The sequence below is a fragment of the Duganella sp. GW821-FHT07G03 genome (assembly GCF_059418605.1).
The window spans coordinates 70,939-96,110 of sequence record NZ_JBWKQE010000015.1 but is presented as its reverse complement, the minus strand read 5'-3'; the positions used below and the strand labels follow the sequence as shown (position 1 = coordinate 96,110).

Here is a 25,172-nt window from a genome sequence, read left to right as displayed (position 1 = left end):
AAAGGGATGCTTTTGAGGCGCGCGTCTAGGGTGCGCGCCCCGGCGGGATCAATCCAGGAGATTGTTCTTCATCGCGTAGTAGGTCAGGTCGGAATTCGACTGCATGCCCATTTTTTCCATGATGCGGGTGCGATAGGTGCTGACGGTCTTGATGCTCAGCGACAGCGCCACGCCGATGTCCGACACGGTGGCGCCGCGCGCCAGGCGCAGGAACACCTGGAACTCGCGGTCCGACAATTCGGTATGCAGCGCCGTGTTCGGATCGCGGTCGAAGCTTTGCGCCAGCAGTTCGCCGACGGTCGAGCTGACGTAGCGGCGGCCCTGGAAGACGGTGCGCACGGCGGTGATCAGCTCGTCGGCCTCGCACTCCTTGTTCAGGTAACCGTTGGCGCCCATTTTGAACAGGTTCAGCGCGTACTGCTGCGCCGGATAGCCGGACAGGATCAGCACCGGCAGATCCGGCTGCCCCTGGCGGATGGTGCGCAAGGTGTCGATGCCGCTCTGGTCGGGCATGGCGATGTCCAGCAACAGTACGTCGCAAATCTCGCGCCGCGCGATATCCAGCGCTTCGCGGCCGGTGCCGGCTTCGGCCACCACGTCGAAATCTTCCGACGACGAAAAAATCTGTTTGAAACCTGCTCTAACTATCTGATGGTCGTCACAAATGGCAACGCGTATCATTGTTTCCCCTCGTATTGTCCGGCTGTCGCGCCATAGGCCCCACCGGACTTCACGCCACCGTCTATCAGCGTAGCTGATGTGAATAATGTTGAAATTATAGCAGCAATCAAGCCGCTAGCCGCACTGCGCGGCAGCAGTAAAAGCTAGGACTGCTTGAGCAATGTCAATATTGCCAGCAATTCGCCGCGTATCATTTTTCGGTCCAGCGGAACAGGAACGTCCGCCGCCGGCGCGCCGTTGACAGCCAAGCCGCCATCATACTCCGCCGCTGCGCCATCATACGCACGACTGTCGAGCTTATTGCGGGCGCCGCTGATGGTGAAACCCTGCTCGTACAGCAGTTCGCGGATGCGGCGTATCAACAGCACTTCGTGGTGCTGGTAGTAGCGGCGGTTGCCGCGCCGTTTGACCGGCTTGAGCTGCGTGAATTCCTGCTCCCAGTAGCGCAGCACGTGCGGCTTGACGCCGCACAGCTCGCTCACTTCACCGATCGTGAAATAGCGCTTGGCCGGGATCGGCGGCAGCACAACCAGTTCGGATTTGGCGAGGCGGTCATTCATCACGGCTCAGTCCCACTCAGGCGGCGCGCGCCATCGGATTAGTCTCTTCGACCATGCCCTTGAGTTTTTGGCTGGCATGGAAAGTCACCACGCGGCGCGCCGTGATCGGGATTTCTTCGCCGGTCTTCGGGTTGCGGCCCGGACGCTGCGGCTTGTCGCGCAGCTGGAAATTGCCGAAACCGGACAGCTTGACGGCCTCGCCGCGCTCGAGGGCGTTGCGGATCTCGTCAAAGAAGGTTTCCACCATATCCTTGGCCTCGCGCTTGTTCAGGCCAACCTGTTCGAACAACAGCTCGGCCAGCTCCGCCTTGGTCAGCGTAGGCAAATCTTTTTCTGCATCCTGGCGTACCTTGGCCACCTGCATGGCCCGATGCAAATCGGCAGCCAATGCGGATTGGAGTACGGCGGAATCTACGTCGTTATTATTAATTTTCCTGCCCTGCCTTATCTAAGAACGAATGAGTCCGGCAAAGGCCGGACTCCCAAATGGTCAACGGTGATGATTTTACAACAATCTTGGCTGCCAGCTCAGGTGCGCAGACGGGCGCCGTGTTGTTGCTTGGCGGCGTCGCCGATGGTGGCCATGACAGCTTCCACCACATCGTCTTGCAGCGTATTTTGAGTATCTTGCAAGCTAAAGCGGAAAGCAAGCGATTTTTCGTCCGCCTCCAGTCCTTTGCCACGATATTCATCAAACAAAACAATGGCTTGCACGATCTTGCCCTGCGGATTCATTTGCACAGCAGCATTAAATGCATCCAGCAAATCCTGCGCCGGAACGTCTTGCTTGACGACCACCGCCAGATCGCGCGTGGCGCCTGGGAACTTGGAGATTTCCGCGTATTCTGGCACAGATCGTTGCTGCAAAGCAACAGCATCCACCTCGAACACCACCGGCGCGTGCGGCAGCTCATACTTTTGCAGCCAGCGCGGGTGCAGCTCGCCGATGAAGCCGATGACTTTGCCATCCAGCAGCACGTGCGCCGAGCGGCCCGGATGCAGCGCCGGATGCTCGGCCTTGACGAAGCGCAGCGACAGCGGCGCGAACAGGTGCTCCAGGTCGGCCTTCAGGTCGAAGAAGTCGATCTGGCGGCTGTCCTGGCCCCACTGCTCGTCGGCCACGTTGCCGTAGGCCATGGCGGCCACGCGCTTGGGCTGGTGATAGCCGGCCACCGTCAGCGGGCCATCCGGCACGCTGTCGTCGCGCAGGTAGATGGCACCGATCTCGAACAGGCGCACGCGGCTGGTCTTGCGGTTCAGGTTGTAGCGCACGTTGGCCACCAGGCTGCCGATCAGCGTCGAGCGCATCACGTTCATCTGGCTGGCGATCGGGTTCTGCAGCTTGATCGGGTTGGCGTTGCCGCCGAAGTCCTGCTCCCAGGCCGCGTCCACAAAGCTCATGTTGACCACTTCCTGGAAGCCCAGGTCGGCCAGCTGGTGGCGCACCGCGAACAGCGAGCGGGTGTTTTCCGGCGCGATGATCATGGTGTTGGCGGCCACCGGCGCCACGGTCGGGATGTTCTCGAAACCGTAGACGCGCGCGACTTCCTCGATCAGGTCTTCCTCGATCTCGATGTCGAAGCGGTACGACGGCGAGGTCACCGAAAACACTCCCCCGTTCGGGCCGTCGGCTAACGTAAAGGGCAGCGCCAGGCGGGTGAAGATGTCGGCGATGGTTTGATCGTCCAGCGCGACGCCGATCACTTTCTGTGCGCGGGCGGTGCGCATCTGCACCGGCGCGCGCTTCGGCACGTTGACGACCTGGTCGTCGACCGGGCCGATTTGCGTGGTCGGCGTGCCGCAGATTTCGATCAGCAGCGAGGTGATGCGCTCGATGTGTTCGACCGTGGTCGCGTAGTCGACGCCGCGCTCGAAGCGGTGCGCCGCATCGGTCGAGAAGTTGTACTTGCGGGCGCGGCCCTGGATGGCGCTCGGCCACCAGAACGCCGCTTCCAGGTAGATCGATTCGGTCTCCAGCGAGACGGCGGTGGAATCGCCGCCCATGATGCCGGCCAGCGATTCGATTTCCTTGTCGTCCGAGATCACGCCCACCCATTCGTCGACGCTGACGGTGTTGCCGTTCAGAAGCTTGAGCGTTTCGCCGGCTTTGCCCCAGCGCACGTTCAGGCCGCCGTGGATCTTGGCCAGGTCGAACACGTGCGACGGACGGCCCAGCTCCAGCATCACATAGTTGGAGATGTCCACCAGCGCCGACACCGAGCGCTGGCCGCTGCGCTCGAGGCGCTGCTTCATCCAGTCCGGCGTGGCGGCCTTGGCGTTCAGGTTGCGGATCACGCGGCCGGAGAAGCGGCCGCACAGGTCCGGCGCCGAGATCTTCACCGGCAGCACTTCGGCGCTGTTGACGGTGGCGGGACGGAACGACGGCAGGTGCAGCGCGACGCCGGTCAGCGCCGACACTTCGCGCGCCACGCCCAGCACCGACAGGCAGTCCGCCTTGTTCGGGGTCAGCTTGATGGTGAACTTGAGGTCGTTCAATGCGTAGTAGTCGCGGAAATTCTGGCCGACCGGCGCATCATCCGGCAGTTCCATCAGGCCGCCGCCCTCTTCCGACAATTTCAGTTCCTTGGCCGAGCACAGCATGCCTTGCGACTCGACGCCGCGCAACTGGCCAACCTTGATTTCAAACGGCTTGCCGTCGGCGCCGGGCGGCAAAATCGCGCCGGCCATCGCGCACACGACCTTCAGGCCCGGGCGCACGTTGGGCGCGCCGCAGACGATGTTGAGCAAGGTGCCGGTGCCGACATCGACCTGGCAGACGTTGAGGCGGTCCGCGTTCGGATGCTTGGCCATGTCGCGCACGTGGCCGACGACCACGTTGGAGAACGGCGGCGCCACGGCTTCGACTTCTTCCACTTCCAGGCCGGACATCGTCAGCAGATGGGCCAGTTCGTCCGAAGTCATCTTCGGATCGACCATGGTACGGAGCCAGTTTTCGGAGAATTGCATAGTCAAGCCTTCAAAGATAGTCCGACGGGAGCGCGCACCGGGGTGGCGCTCGACCGTTTCGTTATTGTTAGTTGAACTGCTTCAGGAAGCGCAGGTCGCCTTCGTAGAACAGGCGCAGGTCGCTGACGCCGTAGCGCAGCATCGTCAGGCGCTCCAGGCCGGAGCCGAAGGCGAAGCCGATGTACTTTTCCGGGTCGAGGCCGAAGTTGCGCACCACCGACGGGTGCACCTGGCCCGAGCCGGAAATCTCCAGCCAGCGGCCCTTCAGCGGACCGGAACCGAAGGCGATATCGATCTCGGCCGACGGCTCGGTGAACGGGAAGTACGACGGACGGAAGCGCACCTGCAGATCGTCGGTCTCGAAGAAGGCCTTGACGAAGTTCAGGTACACGCCCTTGAGGTCGGCGAAGCTGATGTTCTCGGCGATCCACAGGCCTTCGACCTGGTGGAACATCGGCGAGTGGGTGGCGTCGCTGTCGACGCGGTAGGTGCGGCCGGGCGCTATCACCTTGATCGGCGGCGTGTGGCTGCGGGCGTAGCGCACCTGCATCGGGCTGGTGTGCGTGCGCAGCAGCAGCGGCTTGCCTTCGCTGTCGTTGCCTTCGATGTAGAAGGTGTCCTGCATCGAACGGGCGGGATGGTTTTCCGGGCTGTTGAGCGCCGTGAAGTTGGTCCAGTCGTTTTCGATCTCGGGGCCGTCGGCCACGTCGAAACCGATCGAGCGGAAGATCTCTTCCACCCGCTCCCAGGTCCGCATCACCGGGTGGATGCCGCCGCCGGCGCGACCGCGGCCAGGCAGCGAGACATCGATGGCCTCGGCGTTCAAACGGGTTTGCATCTGGGCGTCGGCCAGCGCGTCGCGCCGGGCCGTCAGCGCCGCTTCAATCTGCCCTTTGGCAGCATTGATCAGGGCGCCCTGCGCCTTGCGCGCTTCAGGGTCGAGCTTGCCCAGACCCTTCATCAATTCGGTGATCTGGCCGGTCTTGCCCAGATATTTGGCTTTGGCATTTTCCAGTGCGGCGGCGTCATCTTTGACCGCGTCGAAATCCTGCACTGCTGAGGCGACGAGTTGTTCCAGGGAGTCCATGCGTTTTTCTTATCCTCAATCAAAAACGGGGCACAGGTTTCAACCTTTGCCCCGTTCTCAGTCGCGGACCCGTTGCCGGGATCGCGCGTCCAAATCAATGCGTATTAAGCAGCGATTTTTGCTTTCACAGCGTTGACAATCGCAGCGAACGCTGGCTTGTCCATCACTGCCATATCGGCCAGGACTTTACGGTCCAGTTCGATCGAAGCTTTCTTCAGACCATTCATGAAGACGCTGTACGTCACGCCATGCTCACGGGAAGCGGCGTTGATACGAGCGATCCACAGACGGCGGAAGACGCGCTTCTTGTTACGACGGTCGCGGTAAGCGTATTGGCCAGCGCGCATGACTGCTTGCTTGGCAACACGGTATACCTTGCTGCGACGACCGCGGTAACCCTTGGCCATGTTTAATACTTTTTTATGACGGGCACGAGCTGTAACCCCACGTTTTACTCTAGGCATAGTAACTCCTTAGTTGTGAGATTAAGCGGTTGGCATCATGCGCATGACGGATTTCACGTCAGCCGCATCAACGTTCGTGATACCGCGCAATTGGCGCTTCGATTTGGTGGTCTTCTTGGTCAGAATGTGGCGCTTGAAAGCGTGACCACTCTTAACAGTACCACCTGGACGCACGCGAAAACGTTTCTTCGCGGAGCTTTTGGTTTTCATTTTTGGCATAGCAATCTACCCTTGGGTAGCTCCATATCAAACAGGATTGCAGGTGGCGACACTACGTCACACTTAGATGCCTGCTTTCACTTGTTTTTGCAGCAGATGCGAGTCCACTACATTACAACAGCCGGCAATTATAGACCAGTTGCCGCAATTCTGCACCACAAATTATAAGAGGCGCCTGAGCGCCTCTTATATTGCCATTAAAGCAGGATTACTTCTTTTTCTTAGGCGAAAGGACCATGATCATCTGGCGGCCTTCCATCTTAGGGAACTGCTCGACCTGGCCATATGGCTCCAGGTCGGCTTTCAGGCGTTCCAGCATACGGAAGCCAATATCCTGGTGCGCCATTTCACGGCCGCGGAAACGCAGCGTGATCTTGGTTTTGTCGCCTTCATCAAGGAACTTGATGAGGTTACGCAGCTTGATATTGTAGTCGCCGTCATCAGTACCGGGACGGAATTTGACTTCCTTCACGGCGATGATTTTCTGCTTCAATTTCGCTTCGTGAGCCTTCTTCTGCTCCGAATACTTGAATTTGCCGTAGTCCATCAAACGGCACACTGGTGGAACCGCGGTAGGCGCGATCTCAACCAGGTCGACGTTTGCCTCTTCCGCCAGGCGGAAGGCTTCGGCCAAAGTCACGATACCGAGAGCCTCGTTATCGACCCCACTTAAACGCATTTCAGGGGCAGTGATTTCGCCATTGATGCGATGCGACTTGTCAGTAGCTATGGTGATTCCTTTTAAAATCTAATGAAGAGCTGTGCGATCAGGCTTTGTTGGCGACGTCTTGCTGAAGTCGCTCGATCAGGGCATCGATGGACATGACGCCCAAATCGACATTGCCCCGTGCCCGCACAGCCACGGTATTGGCATCCCGCTCTTTATCGCCAACCACAAGGATGTAGGGCAGTTTTTGGACGGAATGTTCACGTATTTTATAGGTTATTTTCTCGTTGCGCAAATCGGTCTGCACGCGGAACCCGCTCCGGCGCAGCTTTTCAGCCACTTGCGCCACATATTCGGCCTGCGCGTCGGAAATGTTCAGCACCGATACCTGGACCGGCGCCAGCCATGCCGGCAAGGCGCCCGCGTAGTTCTCGATCAGGATGCCGATGAAGCGCTCCATCGAACCGACGATCGCACGGTGCAGCATGACCGGCACCTGACGGCTGTTGTCGGCCGCCACGTATTCGGCACCCAGACGCTCCGGCATGAAGAAGTCGACCTGCATCGTGCCGACCTGCCATGGGCGGCCCAGCGAATCCTTCAGGTGGTACTCGATCTTCGGACCGTAGAACGCGCCCTCGCCCGGCAATTCGGTCCAGCTCACGCCGCAGGCGCGCAGGCCCGAACGCAGCGCGTCCTCGGCCTCGTCCCACACTTCATCGGTGCCGATGCGGTTGTCCGGACGCAGCGCCAGCTTGACTTCGATGTTGTTGAAGTCGAAGTCCTTGTAGACTTCCATCGCTTGCGTGTGGAAAGCCACCACTTCCGGCTCGATCTGCTCTTCGGTGCAGAAGATGTGACCATCGTCCTGGGTGAAGCCGCGCACGCGCATGATGCCGTGCAGCGCGCCCGAAGGCTCGTTGCGGTGGCACTGGCCGAACTCGCCGTAGCGCAGCGGCAGGTCGCGGTACGAGCGCATATTGCTGTTGAAGATCTGCACGTGGCCCGGGCAATTCATCGGCTTCAGCGCGTAGGAGCGGTTTTCCGACTCCGTGACGAACATGTTTTCGCGGTAGTTGTCCCAGTGACCGGTCTTGCCCCACAGGCTGGAGTCCAGGATCTGCGGCGCCTTCACCTCCTGGTAGCCGTTGACCTGGTATTTGTTGCGCATGTATTGCTCAACCTGCTGCCAGATGGTCCAGCCCTTCGGATGCCAGAACACCAGGCCCGGCGCCTCGTCCTGGAAGTGGAAGAAGTCCAGCTGCTTGCCCAACTTGCGGTGGTCGCGCTTCTCCGCCTCTTCCAGCTGGAACAGGTACTGCTCCTGGTCTTCCTTCTTGACCCAGGCGGTGCCGTAGACACGCTGCAGCATCTCGTTCTTGCTGTCGCCGCGCCAGTAGGCGCCGGCCAGCTTCATCAGCTTGAACACTTTCAGCTTGCCGGTCGACGGCACGTGCGGGCCGCGGCACAGGTCGGTGAAGCTGCCTTCGGTGTACAGCGACACGTCCTGGTCGGCAGGAATCGACGAGATGATCTCGGCCTTGTAGGCTTCGCCGATGGACTTGAAGTAGGCGACGGCCTCGTCGCGCGGCAGCACCTTGCGGGTGACCGGCTCGTCTTTCTTGGCCAGCTCGGCCATTTTCTTTTCGATGGCGACCAGGTCGTCAGGCGTGAACGGACGCTTGTACGAGAAGTCGTAGTAGAAACCGTTTTCGATGACCGGACCGATGGTCACTTGCGCGTCAGGGAACAGCTCCTTGACGGCGTAGGCCAGCAAGTGGGCGGTGGAGTGACGGATCACATCCAGGCCTTCAGGGTCTTTGTCGGTGATGATGGCCAGGTCGGAATCTTTCTCGATCAGGAAAGAGGTATCCACCACTTTGCCATCGACCTTGCCGGCCAGCGCGGCCTTGCCCAGGCTAGTTGCGATGCTGGACGCCACTTGTGCAACGGTGACTGGGCCGTCGAATTCACGGGCAGAACCATCAGGAAGGCGAACTGAAAGCATAACGATCTCCATTTCGGCGCGGGCGCCAGGTAGTGGTACAAAAGAATGATAATAAAAACGCGGACGAAAAAAAACGCGGGCTAGCCGCGTTTTCTCTTTTTTTGAGCAAAAGAATCCCGATCGACTAGCGTCACTCCCAAAGCTTGGTAGTAGTTCGCGGTGTCATAACCGGATTGCCTTTCTCGCTCTTACATGTTCTCTGGTGGGCGGTGCAGAATTCGAATCTGCGACCCCTTGGATGTCGACCAAGTATTCTAACCAGCTGAACTAACCGCCCGGGGGTACTACTCTGTGCTGCTATTTTACTGCGCTTTTACTACCGTGCTACGTAATCTGGTGGGCGGTGCAGAATTCGAATCTGCGACCCCTTGGATGTCGACCAAGTATTCTAACCAGCTGAACTAACCGCCCGAAGACCAGCATTATAGAGAGCGATTTGAAGAAAAACAAGGGCATAATTCGGAAACATTTACAAAATGCACTATGAGGCTGCAATACGCGAGTCATCGACATCCTTTAAACTACGGCAGTTCCCATGACAACAAGAAGCCCATGCAAGCCGAAACCCGCATCAACACTAGCGTAGACCTGCCCCGCTCCCCTTCCGCCCACCTGCACGAACACCGCGACGGCGACGCCGAACATGCCCACTTCAATGTGCAACGCAGCCAGTCGGTGCTGGCGTGGTCGCTGGTCTTGACGCTGGGATTCGCCGTGGTCGAGGTCATTACCGGTTTTATGTCCAACTCGCTGGCGCTGATTTCCGACGCCGGCCACATGGTCACCGACGCCGCCGCGCTGGGCCTGGCGCTGCTGGCGCAGTTGATCGCCAAGCGGCCGCCGTCGGCGCGCCACTCGTTCGGCTTCGGCCGCGCCGAGGCGCTGGCGGCCTTCGTCAACAGCCTGGTGCTGTTGCTGCTGGTGGGCTGGATCGTGTTCGAGGCGGTGCAGCGTTTTTCCAAACCGGAGCAGGTGCAAGGCGGCACCGTGTTCGTGGTCGCCGCCATCGGCCTGCTGATCAACGTGGCGCTGGCTTACATGCTGTCGCGCGGCGACAGCAATATGAATACCCGCGCCGCGCTGGTCAACGTGATCGGCGACCTGCTGGGATCGGTGGCCGCGCTGATCGCGGGCGCCGTCATCTACTACACCGGCTGGATGCAGATCGATCCGCTGCTGTCGATCTTTGTCGCGCTGCTGATTTTGAAATCCACCATCGACGTGCTGCGCGAGTCCTATCATTTCCTGATGGGCGGCGTGCCGGAGCAGATCGACTATCTGAGCGTCGGCGCCGACCTGGGCCAGATAGACGGCGTCTGCTCCGTGCACGACCTGCATGTGTGGGACATGTCGCCCGGCCATCCTGCCCTGATCGGCCACGTGGAGATCACCGACCTGGCGCACTGGCCCACGATCCTTCAAGCCATCAAGGCCATGCTGCTGGAAAAGCACGGCATCGACCACATCACCTTACAAGCAGAAGTCACATCGCCAGCGCCGGTATGAACCTGCTTGCAATGGGCGCGGGCCACCCTATACTGCTATCAGTGATATCATTTTGCGAGGTACATCATGTCGCAGTTGCTGGTTCGTGACTTGGACGATGAAATCGTTGACGCGTTAAAACGCTTGGCGGCAACCAACGGACGCAGTGCGGAAGCCGAACACCGCGAAATCCTGCGTAGCCATCTGCTCAATCATCCGAAGAAGCGTTCTTTCAAAGAAGTGCTGGCTGAGATGCCCTACTTTGGCGATGACAATCTGTTTGACTTGAGGTAGTCATGTTTTTGATCGATACCAACGTACTCTCCGAGTGTGGCAAGGGTCCGAAGGCCAATGTTGGCGTGGTACAGTTTTTTTCCCGCGTTCAGGGCAATACCTTGTTTTTACCGGTTCAAGTCATCGGGGAAATTCAAGGGGGTATCTCGAAGCTGCGGCGCGCAGGGCGAGAACAAGCGGAACGGCAAGCAGAAAAATACGAGCTTTGGCTGGACCGCGTGCTTTCGGATTTCAGCGATCGCATCCTGAAATTCGACGTCGAAGCAAGCCGCGTATGGGGTTCCTTGCTGGCTGGCGACAAAAAAGATCCGCATGCGATCGACAAACAGATTGCCGCGATCGCTTTGATACACAATCTCGTCGTCGTCACGCGCGACAAGGGCAATGCCTTTTCACGCACACCCAATTTAAAAACACTTAATCCATTCACCTAGATCTTGCATGCATAATTTTGAAAAACGCCGCGACCGCTACAACGCCTTTGCCTCATTTGAAAACCCGCTGGTCAATCTGAGCTTCGAGATGGAGGTGCCGGACTTCCGCCCGTTCTGCAAGGCTAGCCAGCTGCCGCCGTTCCACGTCTTCCTGTACTGCGTACTGAATTCACTGAAGGACATCGACAACTTCATGTATCGCATCTACGAAGGCGAAGTCATCAAGATCGACGACTTCATGGCCTCGTACACGGTGCTCAACCAGGACAAGAATGTGAACTTCGCGCGCTTCACGCGCTCGTCGGATCTGCATGAGTTCGTCGAACGCAGCGTGAAGGCGAAGCAGTTTGCCGAAGCCAGCGACGTGCTGGTCAACACCACCGAGGCCCTGAGTCCGATGGAAAAGAAACGCAACGTCCACATCACCTGCATGCCTTGGCTGAAGCTGGTGGCGATGGAGCATCCGATCTACCACCACAAGAGCTACGACATTCCATCGGTGGCCTGGGGCCGCTTCAGCGATCCGCGCGACGACGGCAAGCTGACGGTGAACATGTCCGTGCTGGCCCACCACGGCTTCGTTGACGGCTACCACGTGCACCTGCTGGCCCAGGCCATCGCCGCGCGCGTGGCAAAAATTATTGCTTAAGCACCGGGGTCAAGTCTGACATGGGTTTAGGCGCGGCGCGCTTCCTGCACGCCGGTCACCTCGGCGATGGCGTTCAGCGCTTTTTGCAGTTGCGCGGTGGCGCCGATTTCTGCCGTGAAGGTCATGCGCGCAAAGCCTTTGGCGCTTTGCGTGTTGACGCCGATGACGTTGATCTTCTCGCGCGAGAAGATCTCGGAAATGTCGCGCAGCAGCCCCTGGCGGTCGCCCGCCAGGATGAAGATGTCCACCGGGTAGACCGTGTCCGATCCGGCCCGCCCCCATTCTGTGACGATCACCCGCTCCGGCGCCTTGGCACGCATCTCGGCGAAGTTCTTGCACGTGGTGCGGTGGATCGAAACGCCCTTGCCGCGCGTGACGAAGCCGACGATGCCGTCCGGCGGCGCCGGCTTGCAGCACTTGGCCAGCTGCGTCATCAAACCGTCGGTGCCCACCACCAGCACGCCCGACTTGGCGCCCTGGTCCACGCTGGACGCCTTGCTCTTGCCCAGCACCACCGCGTCTTCCGGTTCGGCCGACTCGCCGGTGTCGTGCAAGGCTTGCTCAACATGACGCAGGCTGAACTCATCCTTGCCCACCGACAGGAACAGGTCGTCCACCTTGGCGAAGCCCAGCTTGTTGGCCAGCGCTTCCAGGTTGACCGCCGTCTTGCCTTCGCGCTGCAGGGATTTCTCCACCATCGCGCGGCCGTGCGACAGCGTTTCCTGCATGTCGATGGCGTGGAACCAGGCGCGGATCTTGGAGCGCGTGCGCGTGGCCACGGTGTACTCGTCGCTGAGCCAGTCGCGCGACGGACCGGCCGTGCCCGGCGCGCCCTTGGCCGTGATGATCTCGCAAGTCTGGCCGTTCTTCAGCGGCGTGTTCAACGGCACCATGACGCCGTCTACGCGCGCGCCGCGGCAACGATGGCCGACGTCGCTGTGCAGATGGTACGCAAAGTCGACCGGCGTGGCGCCGACCGGCAGTTCCAGCACGCGCGCCTGTGGCGTCAGCACGAAGATGCGGTCGTCCAGCGCGGCGGACTTGAGCTTCTCGACCCACTCGCGCTGCTGTTCTTCCTGCCCCACCACGGCGTCGGCGACGTCGGTCTTCCAGGCCAGCAGCTGGCGCAGCCAGGCGATCTTTTCATCGTACTTCTGGCCGGCGAAGTTGGAGCCGCCCTCTTCCTTGTAGCGCCAGTGCGCCGCCACGCCGTACTCGGCGAAGCTGTGCATCTCCTGCGTGCGGATCTGCACTTCCAGCGGCCGGCCGTCCTCCGCCGTCACCACCGTGTGCAGCGACTGGTAGCCGTTCGATTTCGGCCGCGAGATGTAGTCGTCGAATTCTTTCGGGATCGGGGTCCAGATGTTGTGCACCACGCCCAGCACCGTGTAGCAGGTCTTGACGTCGGCCACGATCACGCGGAAGGCGCGCACATCGTACAGGTCGGTGAAGTCCAGCTCCTTGCCCTTCATCTTGCTCCAGATGGAGTAGATGTGCTTGGGCCGCCCGAACACCTCGGCCTGGATGCCGGCGGCCGCCATTTCCGACTGCAGCCGTTCGATCGCCGAGGTGACGAAGCCTTCGCGCATCATGCGCTTTTCTTCCAGCATCTTGGCGATGCGCTTGTAGGCCTCCGGCTCGATGAAGCGGAACGACAGGTCCTCCAGCTCCCACTTCAGCTGCCAGATCCCCAGCCGGTTGGCCAGCGGCGCGTACAGGTCCAGCGTCTCGCGACCGTAGGCGCAGGTCATGTCGTTGAACAGCTTGATGTCGGCGAAGTAGCGCAAGGTCGTCACGCACGACGCCAGGCGCACCAGCACCACGCGCATGTCGGAGGCCATCGCCAGCAGCATCTTGCGCAGCGTTTCCACCTGCGCCACCGCCAGTTGCGCGGCGTTGCGCCCGCGCGCGACGGCGCCCTGCGGCCCTTGGGTTTGCGTCAGTTCGCGCAACCGTATCAGCTGGCGCACGCCGGCCACCAGGTCGCTGACCTCCTGGCCGAAACGCGGTTCGATGATGGGCGCCTGCGCGGTGTCGAGCAAGGTCAGTTCGAACATCAGGCCGGCGATGCGGGTCTCGACGTCGGTGCGCATGAAGGCCAACGTGCCGGCCACGCCGACCGCGAAGTCGATCGCCGGCTGGCCGCTGGCGCACAGCTTGTCGCCGTAGGCGTCGCCGGCGAAGTCCAGCGCCGACAGCATGCGGGCGCTGTCGTCGGGCGACAGGCCCTGGACCAGCTGCTCCGACGTTGCGCTCGTGAGCGCGGTGATAGAAACCATGATGCCCCTAGCGCTGCGCCGCGACGACGATGATTTCTACCCGCCATGCCGGATCGGCCAGCCTGGCTTCAACGGTGGCGCGCGGCGGCGTGTGGCCGCTCGGCACCCAGGCGTCCCACGCTTCGTTCATGCCGGCGAAATCGGCCAGGTCGGCGATGTAGATGGTGGTGCTGAGGATGCAGGTCTTGTCGCTGCCGGCTTCGGCCAGCAGGCGGTCGATATGCCCCAGCACTTCACGGGTCTGGCCCTGGATGTCCAGCGTCTTGTCGTCGGCGATCTGGCCCGCCAGATACACGGTGCCGTTATGGATGGCCGCTTCGGACAAGCGTTTGCCTACATGCAGTCGTTTGATTTCCATACTTTTCTTCTTTAATTTAGTCCAACAGGAATTGCTTGACGATCGCGATCTGGTCATCGTGGATAAAGGTCGGCGCGTGGCCGACGTCCGCAATTTCCACCAGCCTGGCTTTCGGCCCGCGCTGGGTCATCAGCGCCGCCGTCTCCGCCGACAGCAGGTCCGACTCGGCGCCGCGCACCAGCAGCGTCGGGCAGCGGATCGCATCGTAGGCGGACCACAGCAGCGCTTCATCGGCCGCGGCCGATTCCGGCGTGGCGGAACGGAACGGCAAGGCCAGCCCCATATCGTAATGGCGCACCCACTTGCCGTCTTTATCCTGGCGCAGTACATCGCTCGCCAGTTTATGCCATTCCTCCTCGGTGTGCTGGCCGAAGGTCAGCGAGACGTCGCGGATGAACTTGGCCGCTTCGGCGAAGGTGTCGAAACGCAGGTCCTGGCCGATGTAGTCGCCGATGCGCTGCAAGGCCATCGGCGCCAGCACCGGGCCGATGTCGTTGAGGATCAGTTTGCGGATCGGGTTGTCCGGCAGCGAGGCCAGGCCCAGGCCGATCAGGCCGCCCATCGAGGTGCCGAACCAGTCGACCGTCCGTTGTTCAGCGTCCGGCAACACGCGCGCCAGCAGGGTGACAATGTCGCTAACATATTGCGGGACGCGGTACAGCTGCGGGTTCTTCAGCCAGCCGGAGCGGCCGCGGCCGACGATGTCCGGGCAGATCACGCGGTAGTCGTTGGCCAGCGCGCGCGCCATGTTGTCGAAGTCGTCGCCGACGCGGGTCACGCCGTGCACGCACAGCAGCACCTTGGGGTTGCCCTCGTCGCCCCATTCCTTGTACGACATGCGGTGCAAACCAGCCAGAGACAGACATTGAACAGACTTTATTTTTGCTTCGAACATGCGACTTCCTTGGTGGTTTTTATAGTGATTTGTGCAATGCTGTTTAGAAATACCATTTTACCGGGCGTTACGCTTAAAATCCTACCGAAGTGTAGCGCAGCACCACTTTAATCTCCAACCCTCCAGAGGACACTATGGCAAACAAGACTTTGAGCGGTAAAACGGCGCTGGTGACCGGCTCCACCTCCGGCATCGGCCTGGGCATCGCCCGCACCTTGGCGGCGGAAGGCGCCCACGTGCTGTTGAACGGCTTCGGCGACGCCGCCGAAATCGCCCAGCTGCAAATCGACCTGGCCAAGGAATTCGGCGTGCAGGTGGCTTACCACAATGCCGACATGTCCAAGCCGGCCGAGATCGAGAACATGATCGTCTTCGCCGGCGACAAGTTCGGCGGCATCGACGTGCTGGTCAACAACGCCGGCATCCAGCATGTGGCCAATGTCGAAGACTTCCCGGTCGAGAAATGGGACGCCATCATCGCCATCAACCTGACCTCGGCCTTCCACACCTCGCGGCTGGTGCTGCCGCGCATGCGCGCCAACAACTGGGGCCGCATCATCAACCTGGCGTCCACCCACGGGCTGGTGGCCTCGGCCGGCAAGTCGGCCTATGTCGCCGCCAAGCACGGCCTGATCGGGCTGACCAAGGCCAGCGCGCTGGAAACGGCCACCACCGGCGTGACGGTCAACGCGATCTGCCCCGGCTTCGTGTTGACGCCGCTGGTGCAAAAGCAGGTCGACGCCCGCGCCGCCAAGGACGGCATCAGCAACGACGATGCCAAGAAGGCGCTGCTGGCCGACAAGCAGCCGTCCGGCGAGTTCGTCACGCCGGAGGAGCTGGGCGCGCTGGCGGTGTTCCTGTGCAGCGACGCCGCCAAACAAGTACGGGGCGTGGCGTGGAATATGGACGGCGGCTGGGTCGCACAGTAAATCTTTCATAAGGGATATCACTGTTGTGAATGCGGTTAACCACAATGGTGATGTCTCATATTTTGACGGATGATGGTCTCCTCACCCGAAACGCGAGGAGACCCCGTGAAAAAGCCGTTCTATAAAATTCTATACGTGCAGGTGTTGTTCGCCATTGCCTGCGGCATCCTGCTAGGCATCTTCTACCCATCCGACGCGGTCAGCATGAAACCGCTCGGCGACGGCTTCATCAAGCTGATCAAGATGATCATCGCACCGGTGATTTTCTGCACCGTGGTCTCCGGCATCGCCGGCATGCAGGACATCAAGAAGATCGGCCGCGTCGGCGGCAAGGCGCTGTTGTATTTCGAGGTGATCTCCACCTTCGCGCTGGTGATCGGCCTGTTCGTGGCCAACATCATCCGCCCGGGCGCCGGCTTCAACGCCGACCCGGCCACGCTGGACACCAAGTCCATCGCCGAATTCACGGAAAAAGCCAAGCACCAGTCGACCATCGACTTCGTGATGAACATCATCCCGAACACCGTGGTGGACGCTTTCGCCAAGGGAGAAATCCTGCAGGTACTGCTGGTCGCCATCCTGTTCGGCTTTGCGCTGTCGCTGCTGGGTGACCGCGGCAAGCCGGTCACCAAATTGATCGACGACCTGTCGGCGGCCATCTTCGGCGTGGTCGGCATCATCATGAAAGTCGCGCCGCTCGGAGCGTTCGGCGCGATGGCCTTCACCATCGGCAAATACGGCATCGCCTCGCTCAGGCCGCTGGCCGCACTGATGGGCTGCTTCTACCTGACCTGCGCCCTGTTCGTGGTGGTGGTGCTGGGCACCGTGGCGCGCCTGACCGGCTTCTCGATCTTCAAGTTCATCGCCTACATCAAGGAAGAACTGCTGATCGTGCTGGGCACCAGCTCGTCGGAAAGCGCGCTGCCTTCGCTGATGACCAAGCTGGAGCGCCTGGGCTGCTCCAAGTCCGTGGTGGGCCTGGTGGTCCCGACCGGCTACTCGTTCAACCTGGACGGCACCAACATCTACATGACCATGGCCGCGCTGTTCGTGGCGCAGGCCACCAACACCGACCTGACCCTGGGCCAGGAACTGACCATCCTCGGCGTGGCGATGCTGACCTCCAAGGGCGCGTCCGGCATCACCGGCGCCGGCTTCATCACCCTGGCGGCGACGCTGGCCGTGGTGCCGACCATACCGGTGGCCGGCATGGCGCTGATCCTGGGCATCGACCGCTTCATGAGCGAATGCCGCGCGCTGACCAACTTCGTCGGCAACGGCGTCGCCTCGGTGGTGGTCTCGCACTGGGAAAAAGAACTGAACCACGACACGCTGCACAAGGAGCTGAACAATCCGGGTTCGACCGTGACCGACCCCGACCTGCAACCGCTGACCCGCCACGCGCACTGATCAACCTTTGCCCCGGCCACGCCCCGCACGCTGCATGACGGCCTGCGGGGCGTTTTTCATATATATTCCGGGCATGAACACCACATCCTTCCGCCTCCAGGCCGCCTCGCTGCTGTGCCTGGCAAGCAGCCTCGGCAGCGCCGCCGAGCCCGCACCCAAGGTCGACGCCATTTACCTGGCCGCGCGCCACATCGGCTATGCCGGCAAGCTGATCGACGCCAGGCGCGTCGACGACCGCGACGGCGAACACCTGCTGGTGCTGAGCCGCAAGGCCGGCCGCTCGCAGATGGAAAATTCCGACCGCGACGACGACTACATCGAACTGGCCGCCGCCTTCTACGGCCGCAAGGACGGCCGCTGGCAGCTCGAGTGGACGGTGCGCGACCATGTCGACTGTCCCGTCCTGGACCACAGCGCCGACTTCGTCCTCTCCGCCGTCAGCATCAGTGACCTGAACCACGACGGCCGCAGCGAAGTCACCATACCGTATAAACTGTTTTGCAGCGGCGGCATCGACTACTCCACCGTCAAGGTGATCCTGCGCGAAGGCGCCACCAAGCTGGCGATACGGGGCGAGCTGGAGTTCCATGGCAACCCGCCTGCGCTGGAAGGCAAGCGCCAGTACGACCCGGCCCTGCTGCAACCGGCCAACGCCGCCTACAAGAAGCACCTCGACACGGTCTGGAAGGCGCTGGTCCGGCTGCGCGATTGAGGCATTAAAAAAAAGGCACGCCGCAGCGTGCCTAGAATCGAGCGGGTCGGCTTACACGGCCGAGGTATCGAGCTCCACGCCGGTGGCGGCCTGGATCTGTTCCTTGGTGACGCCGGGTGCCAGTTCGGTCAGCTTCAAACCCTTGGCGGTCACTTCCATCACGCCCAGGTCGGTGATGACCAGGTCGACCACGCCGACGCCAGTCAACGGCAGGTCGCATTTCTTCAGCAGCTTGTGCGAAGTCGAGCCATCCTTGGCGGTGGCGACATGCTCCATCAACACCACCACCCGCTTGACACCGGCCACCAGATCCATCGCGCCGCCCATGCCCTTGACCATTTTGCCCGGGATCATCCAGTTGGCCAGGTCGCCCTGCTCCGACACCTGCATCGCGCCCAGGATCGCCAGGTTGATCTTGCCGCCGCGGATCATGCCGAACGAGTCGGCCGAACTGAAGTAGGCCGCGCCCGGCAGCGCCGTCACGGTCTGCTTGCCGGCATTGATCAGGTCGGCGTCGATTTCATCTTCGGTCGGGAACGGGCCGATGCCCAGCAAGCCGTTCTCCGATTGCAGGAATACCTCCATGCCTGCCGGGACGTAGTTCGCCACCAGCGTCGGCAAGCCGATGCCCAGGTTGACGTAGTAACCGTCCTGCAATTCCTTCGCCGCGCGCGCGGCCATTTCGTCACGAGTCCATGCCATGATATTTATTCTCCGTTATTCTTGGTTAGCGCGCACGGTGCGCTGCTCGATGCGTTTTTCCGGCGTGGCGTTGACCACGATGCGGTGCACGAAGATGCTCGGCAAGTGCACGGCGTCCGGATCGATCTCGCCGATTTCCACCAGCTGCTCGACTTCGACGATGGTGATCTTGCCGGCCATCGCGGCGTTCGGGTTGAAGTTGCGCGCGGTCTTGCGGAACACCAGGTTGCCGGCCTTGTCGGCCTTCCAGGCCTTGACCAGCGAGACGTCGGCCACCAGGCTGCGTTCCATCACGTATTGCTCGCCGTCGAATTCACGGATTTCCTTGCCGTCGGCGACGATGGTGCCGACGCCGGTCTTGGTGAAGAAGGCTGGAATGCCGGCGCCGCCGGCGCGCAGTTTCTCGGCCAGCGTGCCTTGCGGCGTGAATTCCAGTTCCAGCTCGCCGGCCAGGTACTGGCGCGCGAACTCTTTGTTCTCACCCACGTAGGAGGCGATCATCTTCTTGATCTGGCGGGTCTCCAGCAGCTGGCCGAGGCCGAAGCCGTCCACGCCGGCGTTGTTGGAGATCGCGGTCAGGCCGGTGACGCCGGAATCGCGCAGCGCGCCGATCAGCGCCTCGGGAATGCCGCACAGGCCAAAGCCGCCAACCGCAATGGTTTGCCCGTCTTGTACGACGCCCGCCAGCGCTGCGGCGGCGTCAGGATAGATTTTATTCATGGGTGTCCCTTTATAGTGTGTTGCTGAATTCATTGCTAACATTATTAAATGCGCTAGCGACGAGGCGTCTCAGCATAGAATACGCAAATCAAAAGCACAATACCGTAGAACTACCTGCCGCCCCCACACATGAACAATGCCCCGGTCATCGATTACGAATCCATTTTCCTGCACGCGCCGGTCGGCATGTGCATTTCGGAGAACCGCGTCATCCAGTCCTGCAACGAGGCGCTGGCCTCGATGTTCGGCTACGCGCGCGGGCAGCTGCAAGGCCAGTCCTTCATGGTGCTGTACCCGACCATGGACGAGTTCCTGCGCACCGGCGACCGCATCATTCCCATCATGAACGCCAAGGGCCGCTATTCGGACGAGCGCATCATGCGCCGCGCCGACGGCGAGTTGTTCTGGTGCCACGTCACCGGCCATTCGATGAAGGCTTCCGAACCACTGGGGCCCGGCATCTGGACCTTCGAGGACGTCAGCGAAAAACGCCCGGTGACGGCGGAACTGACCCCGCGCGAACGGGAAATCGCCGCGCTGCTGGTCGAGGGCAAGACCAGCAAGACCATCGCCCGCCAGATCGACCTCAGCCCGCGCACGGTGGAAATGCACCGCGCCAAGCTGATGCGCAAATTCTCGGCCGCCACCTCGTCGGAACTGGTCCACAAGCTGGTCGGCCTGCAGCTTTAACTACGTTGCGGTCATGCCGTCGTCGGCGGAAATAATCGCGCCGTTGATGAAGTTGGAGTCCTCGCCGGCCAGCAGCAACAGCAGGCCGTCCAGGTCTTCCGGCTTGCCCGGGCGCTTGCGCGGCAGCATATTGATCAGCTTCTGGCCCTGCTCGCTCGCGAAGTAATCCTCGTTGATCTCGGTCGAGATGTAGCCGGGGCAGATGGCGTTGGTGTTGATGCCGTACTTGCCCCACTCCACAGCCATGGCCTTGGTCATCTGCACCACGCCGGCCTTGCTCATGCAATACACGCCGATCTGCGGCATCACCCGCAGCCCCGCCACCGAGGCGATGTTGATGATGCGGTGCTTTTTGCTCGGGTCGCCCTTGGCGCGCGCGATCATGCGCTTGGCGGTCTGCTGGGCCACGAAGAAGGCGCCGCGCAGGTTGGTGTCCATGACGAAGGAATAATCCTCCGGCGTGACGTCGACCAGCCGCTGGGTGGTCGACACGCCCGAGTTGTTGACCAGGATGTCGATCGGCCCGGCCTCGGTCTCCGCATGGGCGATGGCCGACTTGATGCTGGCGAAGTCGGTCACGTCCAGGCTGACCACATGGGCGGCGCCGCCATCGGCCTCGATTTCGGCGCGCAACTCCTTCAGGCGCTCGGTGCGGCGCGAGGCCAGCACCACCTGGGCGCCGGCCTGGGCCAGCACTTTGGCAAACCGGGCTCCGAGACCGCTGGAGGCGCCGGTGATCAGCGCAATTTTTCCCTCAAAGTTGACTTCTATGCCCACGAGCTACTCCTAGTGTTTGGTATAAGTGATGAATTGCCGACAGCGTGACTGTCGAATCGTTATGATTACACAAATCGCCAGTATTAGATTGCAGTGTCTAATAATGTCCCTCAAAATGGCGCCCACATTGCATTCCGAGCGAAAAAGAAGCACACTCGTGCTTAAATTTCCCTCCACCCATTTGACCACGATAAGAACAGACCATGACACAGCCACAAAATCTAGTAGAACAGTACGGCCCACGCGACGCGATGGAGTATGACGTCGTGATCGTCGGCGGCGGCCCTGCGGGCTTGTCGGCGGCCATCAAGATCAAGCAGCTGGCCGCCGAAAAAGGCCAGGAAGTGTCGGTCGTCGTGCTGGAAAAAGGCGGCGAACTGGGCGCCCACATCCTGTCCGGCGCCGTGATGGACCCCAAGGCCCTGACCGAACTGATCCCTGATTGGAAGGAGAAAGGCGCGCCGCTCAACACCGAAGTCACGGAAGACCGCGTATTGTTCCTGACCGAAACCAAGGCCTTCAAGACCCCGAACATGCTGCTGCCGGCCTGCTTCGAGAACCACGGCAACTACGTGATCTCGCTGGGCAACGTGGTGCGCTGGCTGGGCCAGCAGGCCGAGGCGCTGGGCGTGGAAATCTTCCCCGGCTTCCCGGCCGCCGAAATCCTGTACAACGACGACGGCTCCGTCAAGGGCGTGGCCACCGGCAATATGGGCGTCAAGCGCGACGGCGAAGCCGGCTCGGACTTCCAGCTGGGCATGGAACTGCACGGCAAGTACACCCTGTTCGCCGAAGGCGCGCGCGGCCACCTGGGCAAGCAGCTGATGGCCAAGTACGACCTGAACAAGGGCAAGGACCCGCAATCCTACGGCATCGGCATCAAGGAACTGTGGGAAATCGACCCGGCCAAGCACCAGCCCGGCCTGGTGGTGCACACCACCGGCTGGCCGCTCGACAGCAAGACCTATGGCGGCTCCTTCCTGTACCACCTGGAAAACAACCAGGTCATGGTCGGCTATGTGGTCGGCCTGAACTACGAGAATCCCTACCTGTCGCCGTACGAGGAATTCCAGCGCTACAAGACCCATCCGGCCATCAAGACCTTCTTCGAAGGCGGCAAGCGCATTTCCTACGGTGCCCGCGCGATCACCGCCGGCGGCCTGCAATCCCTGCCCAAGCTGGTGTTCCCGGGCGGCGCGCTGATCGGCTGCGACGCCGGCTTCCTCAACATGAGCCGCATCAAGGGCAGCCACGCCGCCATCAAGTCCGGCATGCTGGCCGCCGAGTCCGTGTTCGAAGCGCTGGGCGCCAGCCGTCAGCACGATGAACTGGCCTCCTACCCGGTCGCCTTCGAAAAATCCTGGTTGCACGAAGAACTGCATGTGGCGCGCAACGTCAAGCCATGGCTGAACAAGGGCCTGTACCTGGGTTCGCTGATGACCGGCATCGACCAGCTGGTGTTCCGCGGCAAGGCGCCGTGGACCCTGCACCACAGCCACGCCGACCACGAATGTCTGAAGCCGGCAGCGCAGTTCACGCCGATCAGCTATCCCAAGCCGGACGGCAAGCTGACCTTCGACCGCCTGTCGTCGGTGTTCATTTCCAACACCAACCATGCCGAAGACCAGCCCATCCACCTGACCTTGAAGAACCCGAGCGTGCCGGTGGACGTCAACCTGGCCCAGTATGCCGGTCCGGAAGCGCGCTACTGCCCTGCCGGCGTGTACGAATTCATCAAGACCGACGAAGGCGCCGACCGCCTGCAAATCAATGCGCAAAACTGCGTGCACTGCAAAACCTGCGACATCAAGGATCCGACCCAGAATATCGTCTGGATAACCCCGGAAGGCGGCGGCGGCCCGAACTATCCCAACATGTAAGACTAAAAAGCAACGAAAGCTCGGCAGCGCGTCCTCAGGGGCGCGCTGTTTTTTTATTCCAGGAACAATTTATTGCGCCGTCCGGGCAAAAGCGGACCATAATCGTGCGGTGGACAGGCTGTGCAACAAGCCAAAACAATGGGAAAACGGCCGCTGTTACAAAATATTTCGCAAATTTCCACAAAGCATTTAATGTCCTCCCAGATATGGTCGTCTTGTACTTGGGAGAGCACAAAGGATCCGTTGCTCCGAACTGAATCCACCTACCAGGAGTTATTTCATGCTGAGCCTTCACACCAACGCTGCGGCCCTTTCCGCACAGAACTCGATCTCCCGCACCCAGATGTCGTTGTCGACTTCGCAGACCCGTCTGAGCACCGGCTTCCGTGTCAATTCGGCCATGGACGATGCTGCAGGCCTGCAAATTGCAACCCGCCTGAAAGCCCAGACCAGCGGCATGAGCATGGCCATGCGCAACACCCAGAACTCGATCTCGATGCTGCAAACCGCCGAAGGCGCGTTTGACGAAGTCACCACCATGCTGACCCGCATGAAAGATCTGGCCACCCAGGCAGCCGACGTGTCGTCGACCGCAAAAGACCAGGCAGCACTGCAGTCCGAATTCGATGCCCTGGGTAGCGAACTGAACAACGTCATGAAGAACACCACCTTCGGCGGCGCCAAGCTGATGGACGGCGGCACGATCGCTTCGTCGATGACCTTCCAGATCGGCGCCACCAAGTCCGAAACCATGGCAGTCGACCTGTCAGCCGCCGTGACCGCAGCCGTTGCCGGCCTGACCAGCGTCACCGCACGCTACGCAGCAGGCGGCGCAGCAGTCGGCGCCGAGATCTCGGACGGCTCCGATGGTACCGCCGCTGGCGCGACCAACACCGCCGGCCAGACCGCAGCGAACGCCTCGATCGACACGATCAGCACCGCCATCGACTTGATCGGCGGCGTACGCTCGTCGCTGGGTGCTGCCGCCAACCGTCTGGACCACGTGTACAACAACTTGTCGAACATTTCGACCAACACCAAAGCGGCAACTGGCCGTATCATGGATACCGACTTCGCTAGCGAATCGTCGAACATGACCTCCAGCCAGATGCTGCTGCAAGCTGGTACCGCCATGCTGAAACAATCGAACAGCACGTCGTCGCTGGTTATGTCCTTGCTGCAGTAATCGTAGCGCCTTCCTGATCTGCTCGCGGGTCAGGAATACAAGGAGCCAACCGGAGTATCGGTTGGCTTTTTTTTCATCGGATTTTTTCGAGAGCGAGCTTGATGGCTTTAGACCGCATCGGACCCACTTCGCGCCCGCTGGGCATCCCGGACCGGCAGACCGTCACGCCAGGCCCGGTTGCGCGCGCGCCCCGCGAAGTGCCGTTGGATGCGGACTATCCGGTCGGCCCGCTGGCGCCCAGCGGCCCCGGCGCCGTCGGCGTGCTGCTCGATGGCCCGGAAGGCCTGCCGCTGCCGCAATCGGGCGTCGAGGCGCTGGCCGCCGCGCTGGCCGAAGTGCCGAACGCCGCCGATCCGGCCGCGATGCGCCCCAATCAAGTCTTCCTGTCGCGCCAGCTGGTCTGGCAGCCGCCCGACACACAGATGATGGCCGCCTCGTGGCAAGTCATGGTGCGCACCTATGCCGAACAGCGCGCCGCCTGGCTGGAGCAGGCCAACGGCCAGCATGTGCCGTCCAGCCTGTTCATGGCCGACCACACGCCGGCGGCCATGCGCGACGGCCGCCCCGGCCTGCCGCTGGTGACCGAGATGGAGCCGTGGCGCTTCGCCGTGTATGCCTGGGGCGCCGAGCGCCTGGTGCTGAAGGTGATCGTCAAGGACGACGAGGAACAGGAACGCAACAACCGCCGCCGCCGTTCGCGGGTGGCGCTGCGGCTGGAGCTGATGCTGCCGGGCGTGGGCCGGGTGGTGATCCAGATGGAGCCGGCCACCGGCAACGGCGTGGCGCTGGAAGTGGGCGCGGCCCAGACCTCGGCCATGCAGCACATGCGCGAAATGCTGCCGCAACTGGCGGCCACCGTCAGCCGCTGCGGCCTGACGATCTTGCGCTGCCGGCTGCGGCGCGAACTGCCGCCGGCCGGCGGCGAACACCACTACCCTACCCGCGCCCACACGGCGGCGCTGAGCCAGGCCATCTTCAAGGCCATGGCCGAGCTGGCAGTGCTGCTGTCGCAGCCGCTGCCGCCGGACGACCTGTTCTCCGAATCGGCCTGAACACCCGGAATGGGTCCCCAGACAGAAAAAATGCCGCCCGGTCCGTGGACTGGGCGGCATCTGGCCG

At 61.5% G+C, this 25,172-nt stretch carries 26 protein-coding genes and 2 tRNA genes; 11 read left to right on the top strand and 17 right to left on the bottom strand.

From position 1 onward, the window contains the following. Positions 1-48: 48 nt before the first annotated feature. From AC07OK_RS19270 to AC07OK_RS19220, 11 genes are all read right to left on the bottom strand, one after another. On the bottom strand, positions 49-681 hold the full coding sequence (locus AC07OK_RS19270) for a response regulator (protein ID WP_026334469.1): 633 nt from the start codon (positions 679-681) through the stop codon (positions 49-51). Between the two features lie 143 nt (positions 682-824). Further along, complete coding sequence (locus AC07OK_RS19265; RefSeq protein ID WP_494691802.1) at positions 825-1,241, bottom strand: MerR family transcriptional regulator; 417 nt, start codon at positions 1,239-1,241, stop codon at positions 825-827. Between the two features lie 16 nt (positions 1,242-1,257). Further along, entirely contained in the window at positions 1,258-1,605 is a 348-nt protein-coding gene (locus AC07OK_RS19260; RefSeq protein ID WP_008449399.1) for an integration host factor subunit alpha, read from the bottom strand. A 164-nt stretch (positions 1,606-1,769) separates the two neighbouring features. After that, positions 1,770-4,208: a phenylalanine--tRNA ligase subunit beta gene (gene pheT / locus AC07OK_RS19255; protein ID WP_494691801.1), complete on the bottom strand. Its 2,439-nt coding sequence runs from the start codon at positions 4,206-4,208 to the stop codon at positions 1,770-1,772. Between the two features lie 67 nt (positions 4,209-4,275). Then, positions 4,276-5,295 (bottom strand): phenylalanine--tRNA ligase subunit alpha, encoded by a 1,020-nt coding sequence (gene pheS / locus AC07OK_RS19250; protein WP_008449402.1) that lies wholly within the window; start codon positions 5,293-5,295, stop codon positions 4,276-4,278. Between the two features lie 104 nt (positions 5,296-5,399). Continuing rightward, positions 5,400-5,759 (bottom strand): 50S ribosomal protein L20, encoded by a 360-nt coding sequence (gene rplT / locus AC07OK_RS19245; protein ID WP_026334467.1) that lies wholly within the window; start codon positions 5,757-5,759, stop codon positions 5,400-5,402. 21 nt (positions 5,760-5,780) lie between these two features. Next, the gene (rpmI, locus tag AC07OK_RS19240) at positions 5,781-5,978 is read right to left on the bottom strand and encodes a 50S ribosomal protein L35 (RefSeq protein ID WP_099416965.1); all 198 of its coding nucleotides are present in this window, start codon (positions 5,976-5,978) and stop codon (positions 5,781-5,783) included. Between the two features lie 208 nt (positions 5,979-6,186). Continuing rightward, a complete protein-coding gene (gene infC / locus AC07OK_RS19235) occupies positions 6,187-6,726 on the bottom strand; it encodes a translation initiation factor IF-3 (RefSeq protein ID WP_081632419.1) in 540 nt (179 codons plus the stop codon). Between the two features lie 19 nt (positions 6,727-6,745). Beyond that, positions 6,746-8,653, bottom strand: coding sequence for a threonine--tRNA ligase (gene thrS / locus AC07OK_RS19230; RefSeq protein ID WP_332851564.1), 1,908 nt, complete (start codon positions 8,651-8,653; stop codon positions 6,746-6,748). A gap of 200 nt (positions 8,654-8,853) precedes the next feature. Beyond that, positions 8,854-8,930, bottom strand: a tRNA-Val gene (locus AC07OK_RS19225). 57 nt (positions 8,931-8,987) lie between these two features. Continuing rightward, positions 8,988-9,064: transfer RNA gene (locus AC07OK_RS19220), tRNA-Val, on the bottom strand. Positions 9,065-9,205: 141 nt separating this feature from the next. Between AC07OK_RS19220 and AC07OK_RS19215 the strand changes: the two genes are divergently transcribed. From AC07OK_RS19215 to AC07OK_RS19200, 4 genes are all read left to right on the top strand, one after another. Then, entirely contained in the window at positions 9,206-10,159 is a 954-nt protein-coding gene (locus tag AC07OK_RS19215) for a cation diffusion facilitator family transporter (RefSeq protein WP_494691800.1), read from the top strand. 66 nt (positions 10,160-10,225) lie between these two features. Further along, positions 10,226-10,432: a FitA-like ribbon-helix-helix domain-containing protein gene (locus tag AC07OK_RS19210; RefSeq protein WP_494691799.1), complete on the top strand. Its 207-nt coding sequence runs from the start codon at positions 10,226-10,228 to the stop codon at positions 10,430-10,432. 2 nt (positions 10,433-10,434) lie between these two features. Then, positions 10,435-10,866: a type II toxin-antitoxin system VapC family toxin gene (locus tag AC07OK_RS19205; protein ID WP_494691798.1), complete on the top strand. Its 432-nt coding sequence runs from the start codon at positions 10,435-10,437 to the stop codon at positions 10,864-10,866. Between the two features lie 7 nt (positions 10,867-10,873). Then, positions 10,874-11,515 carry a CatA-like O-acetyltransferase gene (locus AC07OK_RS19200; protein ID WP_494691797.1) on the top strand — a complete coding sequence of 214 codons (642 nt, stop codon included), beginning with the start codon at positions 10,874-10,876 and terminating at the stop codon, positions 11,513-11,515. Positions 11,516-11,541: 26 nt separating this feature from the next. Here AC07OK_RS19200 and AC07OK_RS19195 read toward each other — a convergent pair whose 3' ends face one another. From AC07OK_RS19195 to AC07OK_RS19185, 3 genes are read right to left on the bottom strand one after another with little or no spacing between them, the layout of a single operon-like run. Next, positions 11,542-13,794 carry a RelA/SpoT family protein gene (locus tag AC07OK_RS19195; RefSeq protein ID WP_494691796.1) on the bottom strand — a complete coding sequence of 751 codons (2,253 nt, stop codon included), beginning with the start codon at positions 13,792-13,794 and terminating at the stop codon, positions 11,542-11,544. 7 nt (positions 13,795-13,801) lie between these two features. After that, positions 13,802-14,152: a RidA family protein gene (locus AC07OK_RS19190; RefSeq protein WP_494691795.1), complete on the bottom strand. Its 351-nt coding sequence runs from the start codon at positions 14,150-14,152 to the stop codon at positions 13,802-13,804. Between the two features lie 16 nt (positions 14,153-14,168). Further along, the gene (locus tag AC07OK_RS19185; protein ID WP_494691794.1) at positions 14,169-15,047 is read right to left on the bottom strand and encodes an alpha/beta fold hydrolase; all 879 of its coding nucleotides are present in this window, start codon (positions 15,045-15,047) and stop codon (positions 14,169-14,171) included. 134 nt (positions 15,048-15,181) lie between these two features. Between AC07OK_RS19185 and AC07OK_RS19180 the strand changes: the two genes are divergently transcribed. The 3 genes from AC07OK_RS19180 to AC07OK_RS19170 all read left to right on the top strand — a co-directional run bounded on the left by AC07OK_RS19180 (position 15,182) and on the right by AC07OK_RS19170 (position 18,098). Further along, positions 15,182-15,976: a 3-hydroxybutyrate dehydrogenase gene (locus AC07OK_RS19180; protein ID WP_494691793.1), complete on the top strand. Its 795-nt coding sequence runs from the start codon at positions 15,182-15,184 to the stop codon at positions 15,974-15,976. Positions 15,977-16,048: 72 nt separating this feature from the next. Further along, on the top strand, positions 16,049-17,386 hold the full coding sequence (locus AC07OK_RS19175) for a dicarboxylate/amino acid:cation symporter (protein ID WP_494691792.1): 1,338 nt from the start codon (positions 16,049-16,051) through the stop codon (positions 17,384-17,386). Positions 17,387-17,459: 73 nt separating this feature from the next. After that, a complete protein-coding gene (locus AC07OK_RS19170; RefSeq protein ID WP_494691791.1) occupies positions 17,460-18,098 on the top strand; it encodes a M949_RS01915 family surface polysaccharide biosynthesis protein in 639 nt (212 codons plus the stop codon). Between the two features lie 51 nt (positions 18,099-18,149). Here AC07OK_RS19170 and AC07OK_RS19165 read toward each other — a convergent pair whose 3' ends face one another. Together AC07OK_RS19165 and AC07OK_RS19160 are read right to left on the bottom strand one after the other, a co-directional pair. After that, complete coding sequence (locus AC07OK_RS19165) at positions 18,150-18,800, bottom strand: CoA transferase subunit B (RefSeq protein ID WP_494691790.1); 651 nt, start codon at positions 18,798-18,800, stop codon at positions 18,150-18,152. Between the two features lie 15 nt (positions 18,801-18,815). Continuing rightward, complete coding sequence (locus tag AC07OK_RS19160) at positions 18,816-19,520, bottom strand: CoA transferase subunit A (protein WP_332856453.1); 705 nt, start codon at positions 19,518-19,520, stop codon at positions 18,816-18,818. Between the two features lie 129 nt (positions 19,521-19,649). Here AC07OK_RS19160 and AC07OK_RS19155 point away from each other — a divergent pair, with 129 nt between their 5' ends. Continuing rightward, positions 19,650-20,210, top strand: coding sequence for a LuxR C-terminal-related transcriptional regulator (locus AC07OK_RS19155; RefSeq protein ID WP_494691789.1), 561 nt, complete (start codon positions 19,650-19,652; stop codon positions 20,208-20,210). Here AC07OK_RS19155 and AC07OK_RS19150 read toward each other — a convergent pair whose 3' ends face one another. Continuing rightward, on the bottom strand, positions 20,211-20,987 hold the full coding sequence (locus AC07OK_RS19150) for an SDR family oxidoreductase (protein ID WP_020702681.1): 777 nt from the start codon (positions 20,985-20,987) through the stop codon (positions 20,211-20,213). Positions 20,988-21,190: 203 nt separating this feature from the next. Between AC07OK_RS19150 and AC07OK_RS19145 the strand changes: the two genes are divergently transcribed. The 3 genes from AC07OK_RS19145 to AC07OK_RS19135 all read left to right on the top strand — a co-directional run bounded on the left by AC07OK_RS19145 (position 21,191) and on the right by AC07OK_RS19135 (position 25,105). Further along, on the top strand, positions 21,191-22,867 hold the full coding sequence (locus tag AC07OK_RS19145) for an electron transfer flavoprotein-ubiquinone oxidoreductase (RefSeq protein WP_494691788.1): 1,677 nt from the start codon (positions 21,191-21,193) through the stop codon (positions 22,865-22,867). A gap of 280 nt (positions 22,868-23,147) precedes the next feature. Then, complete coding sequence (locus AC07OK_RS19140; protein WP_494691787.1) at positions 23,148-24,053, top strand: flagellin N-terminal helical domain-containing protein; 906 nt, start codon at positions 23,148-23,150, stop codon at positions 24,051-24,053. A gap of 101 nt (positions 24,054-24,154) precedes the next feature. Beyond that, positions 24,155-25,105: a hypothetical protein gene (locus tag AC07OK_RS19135; RefSeq protein ID WP_494691860.1), complete on the top strand. Its 951-nt coding sequence runs from the start codon at positions 24,155-24,157 to the stop codon at positions 25,103-25,105. Positions 25,106-25,172: the final 67 nt, after the last annotated feature.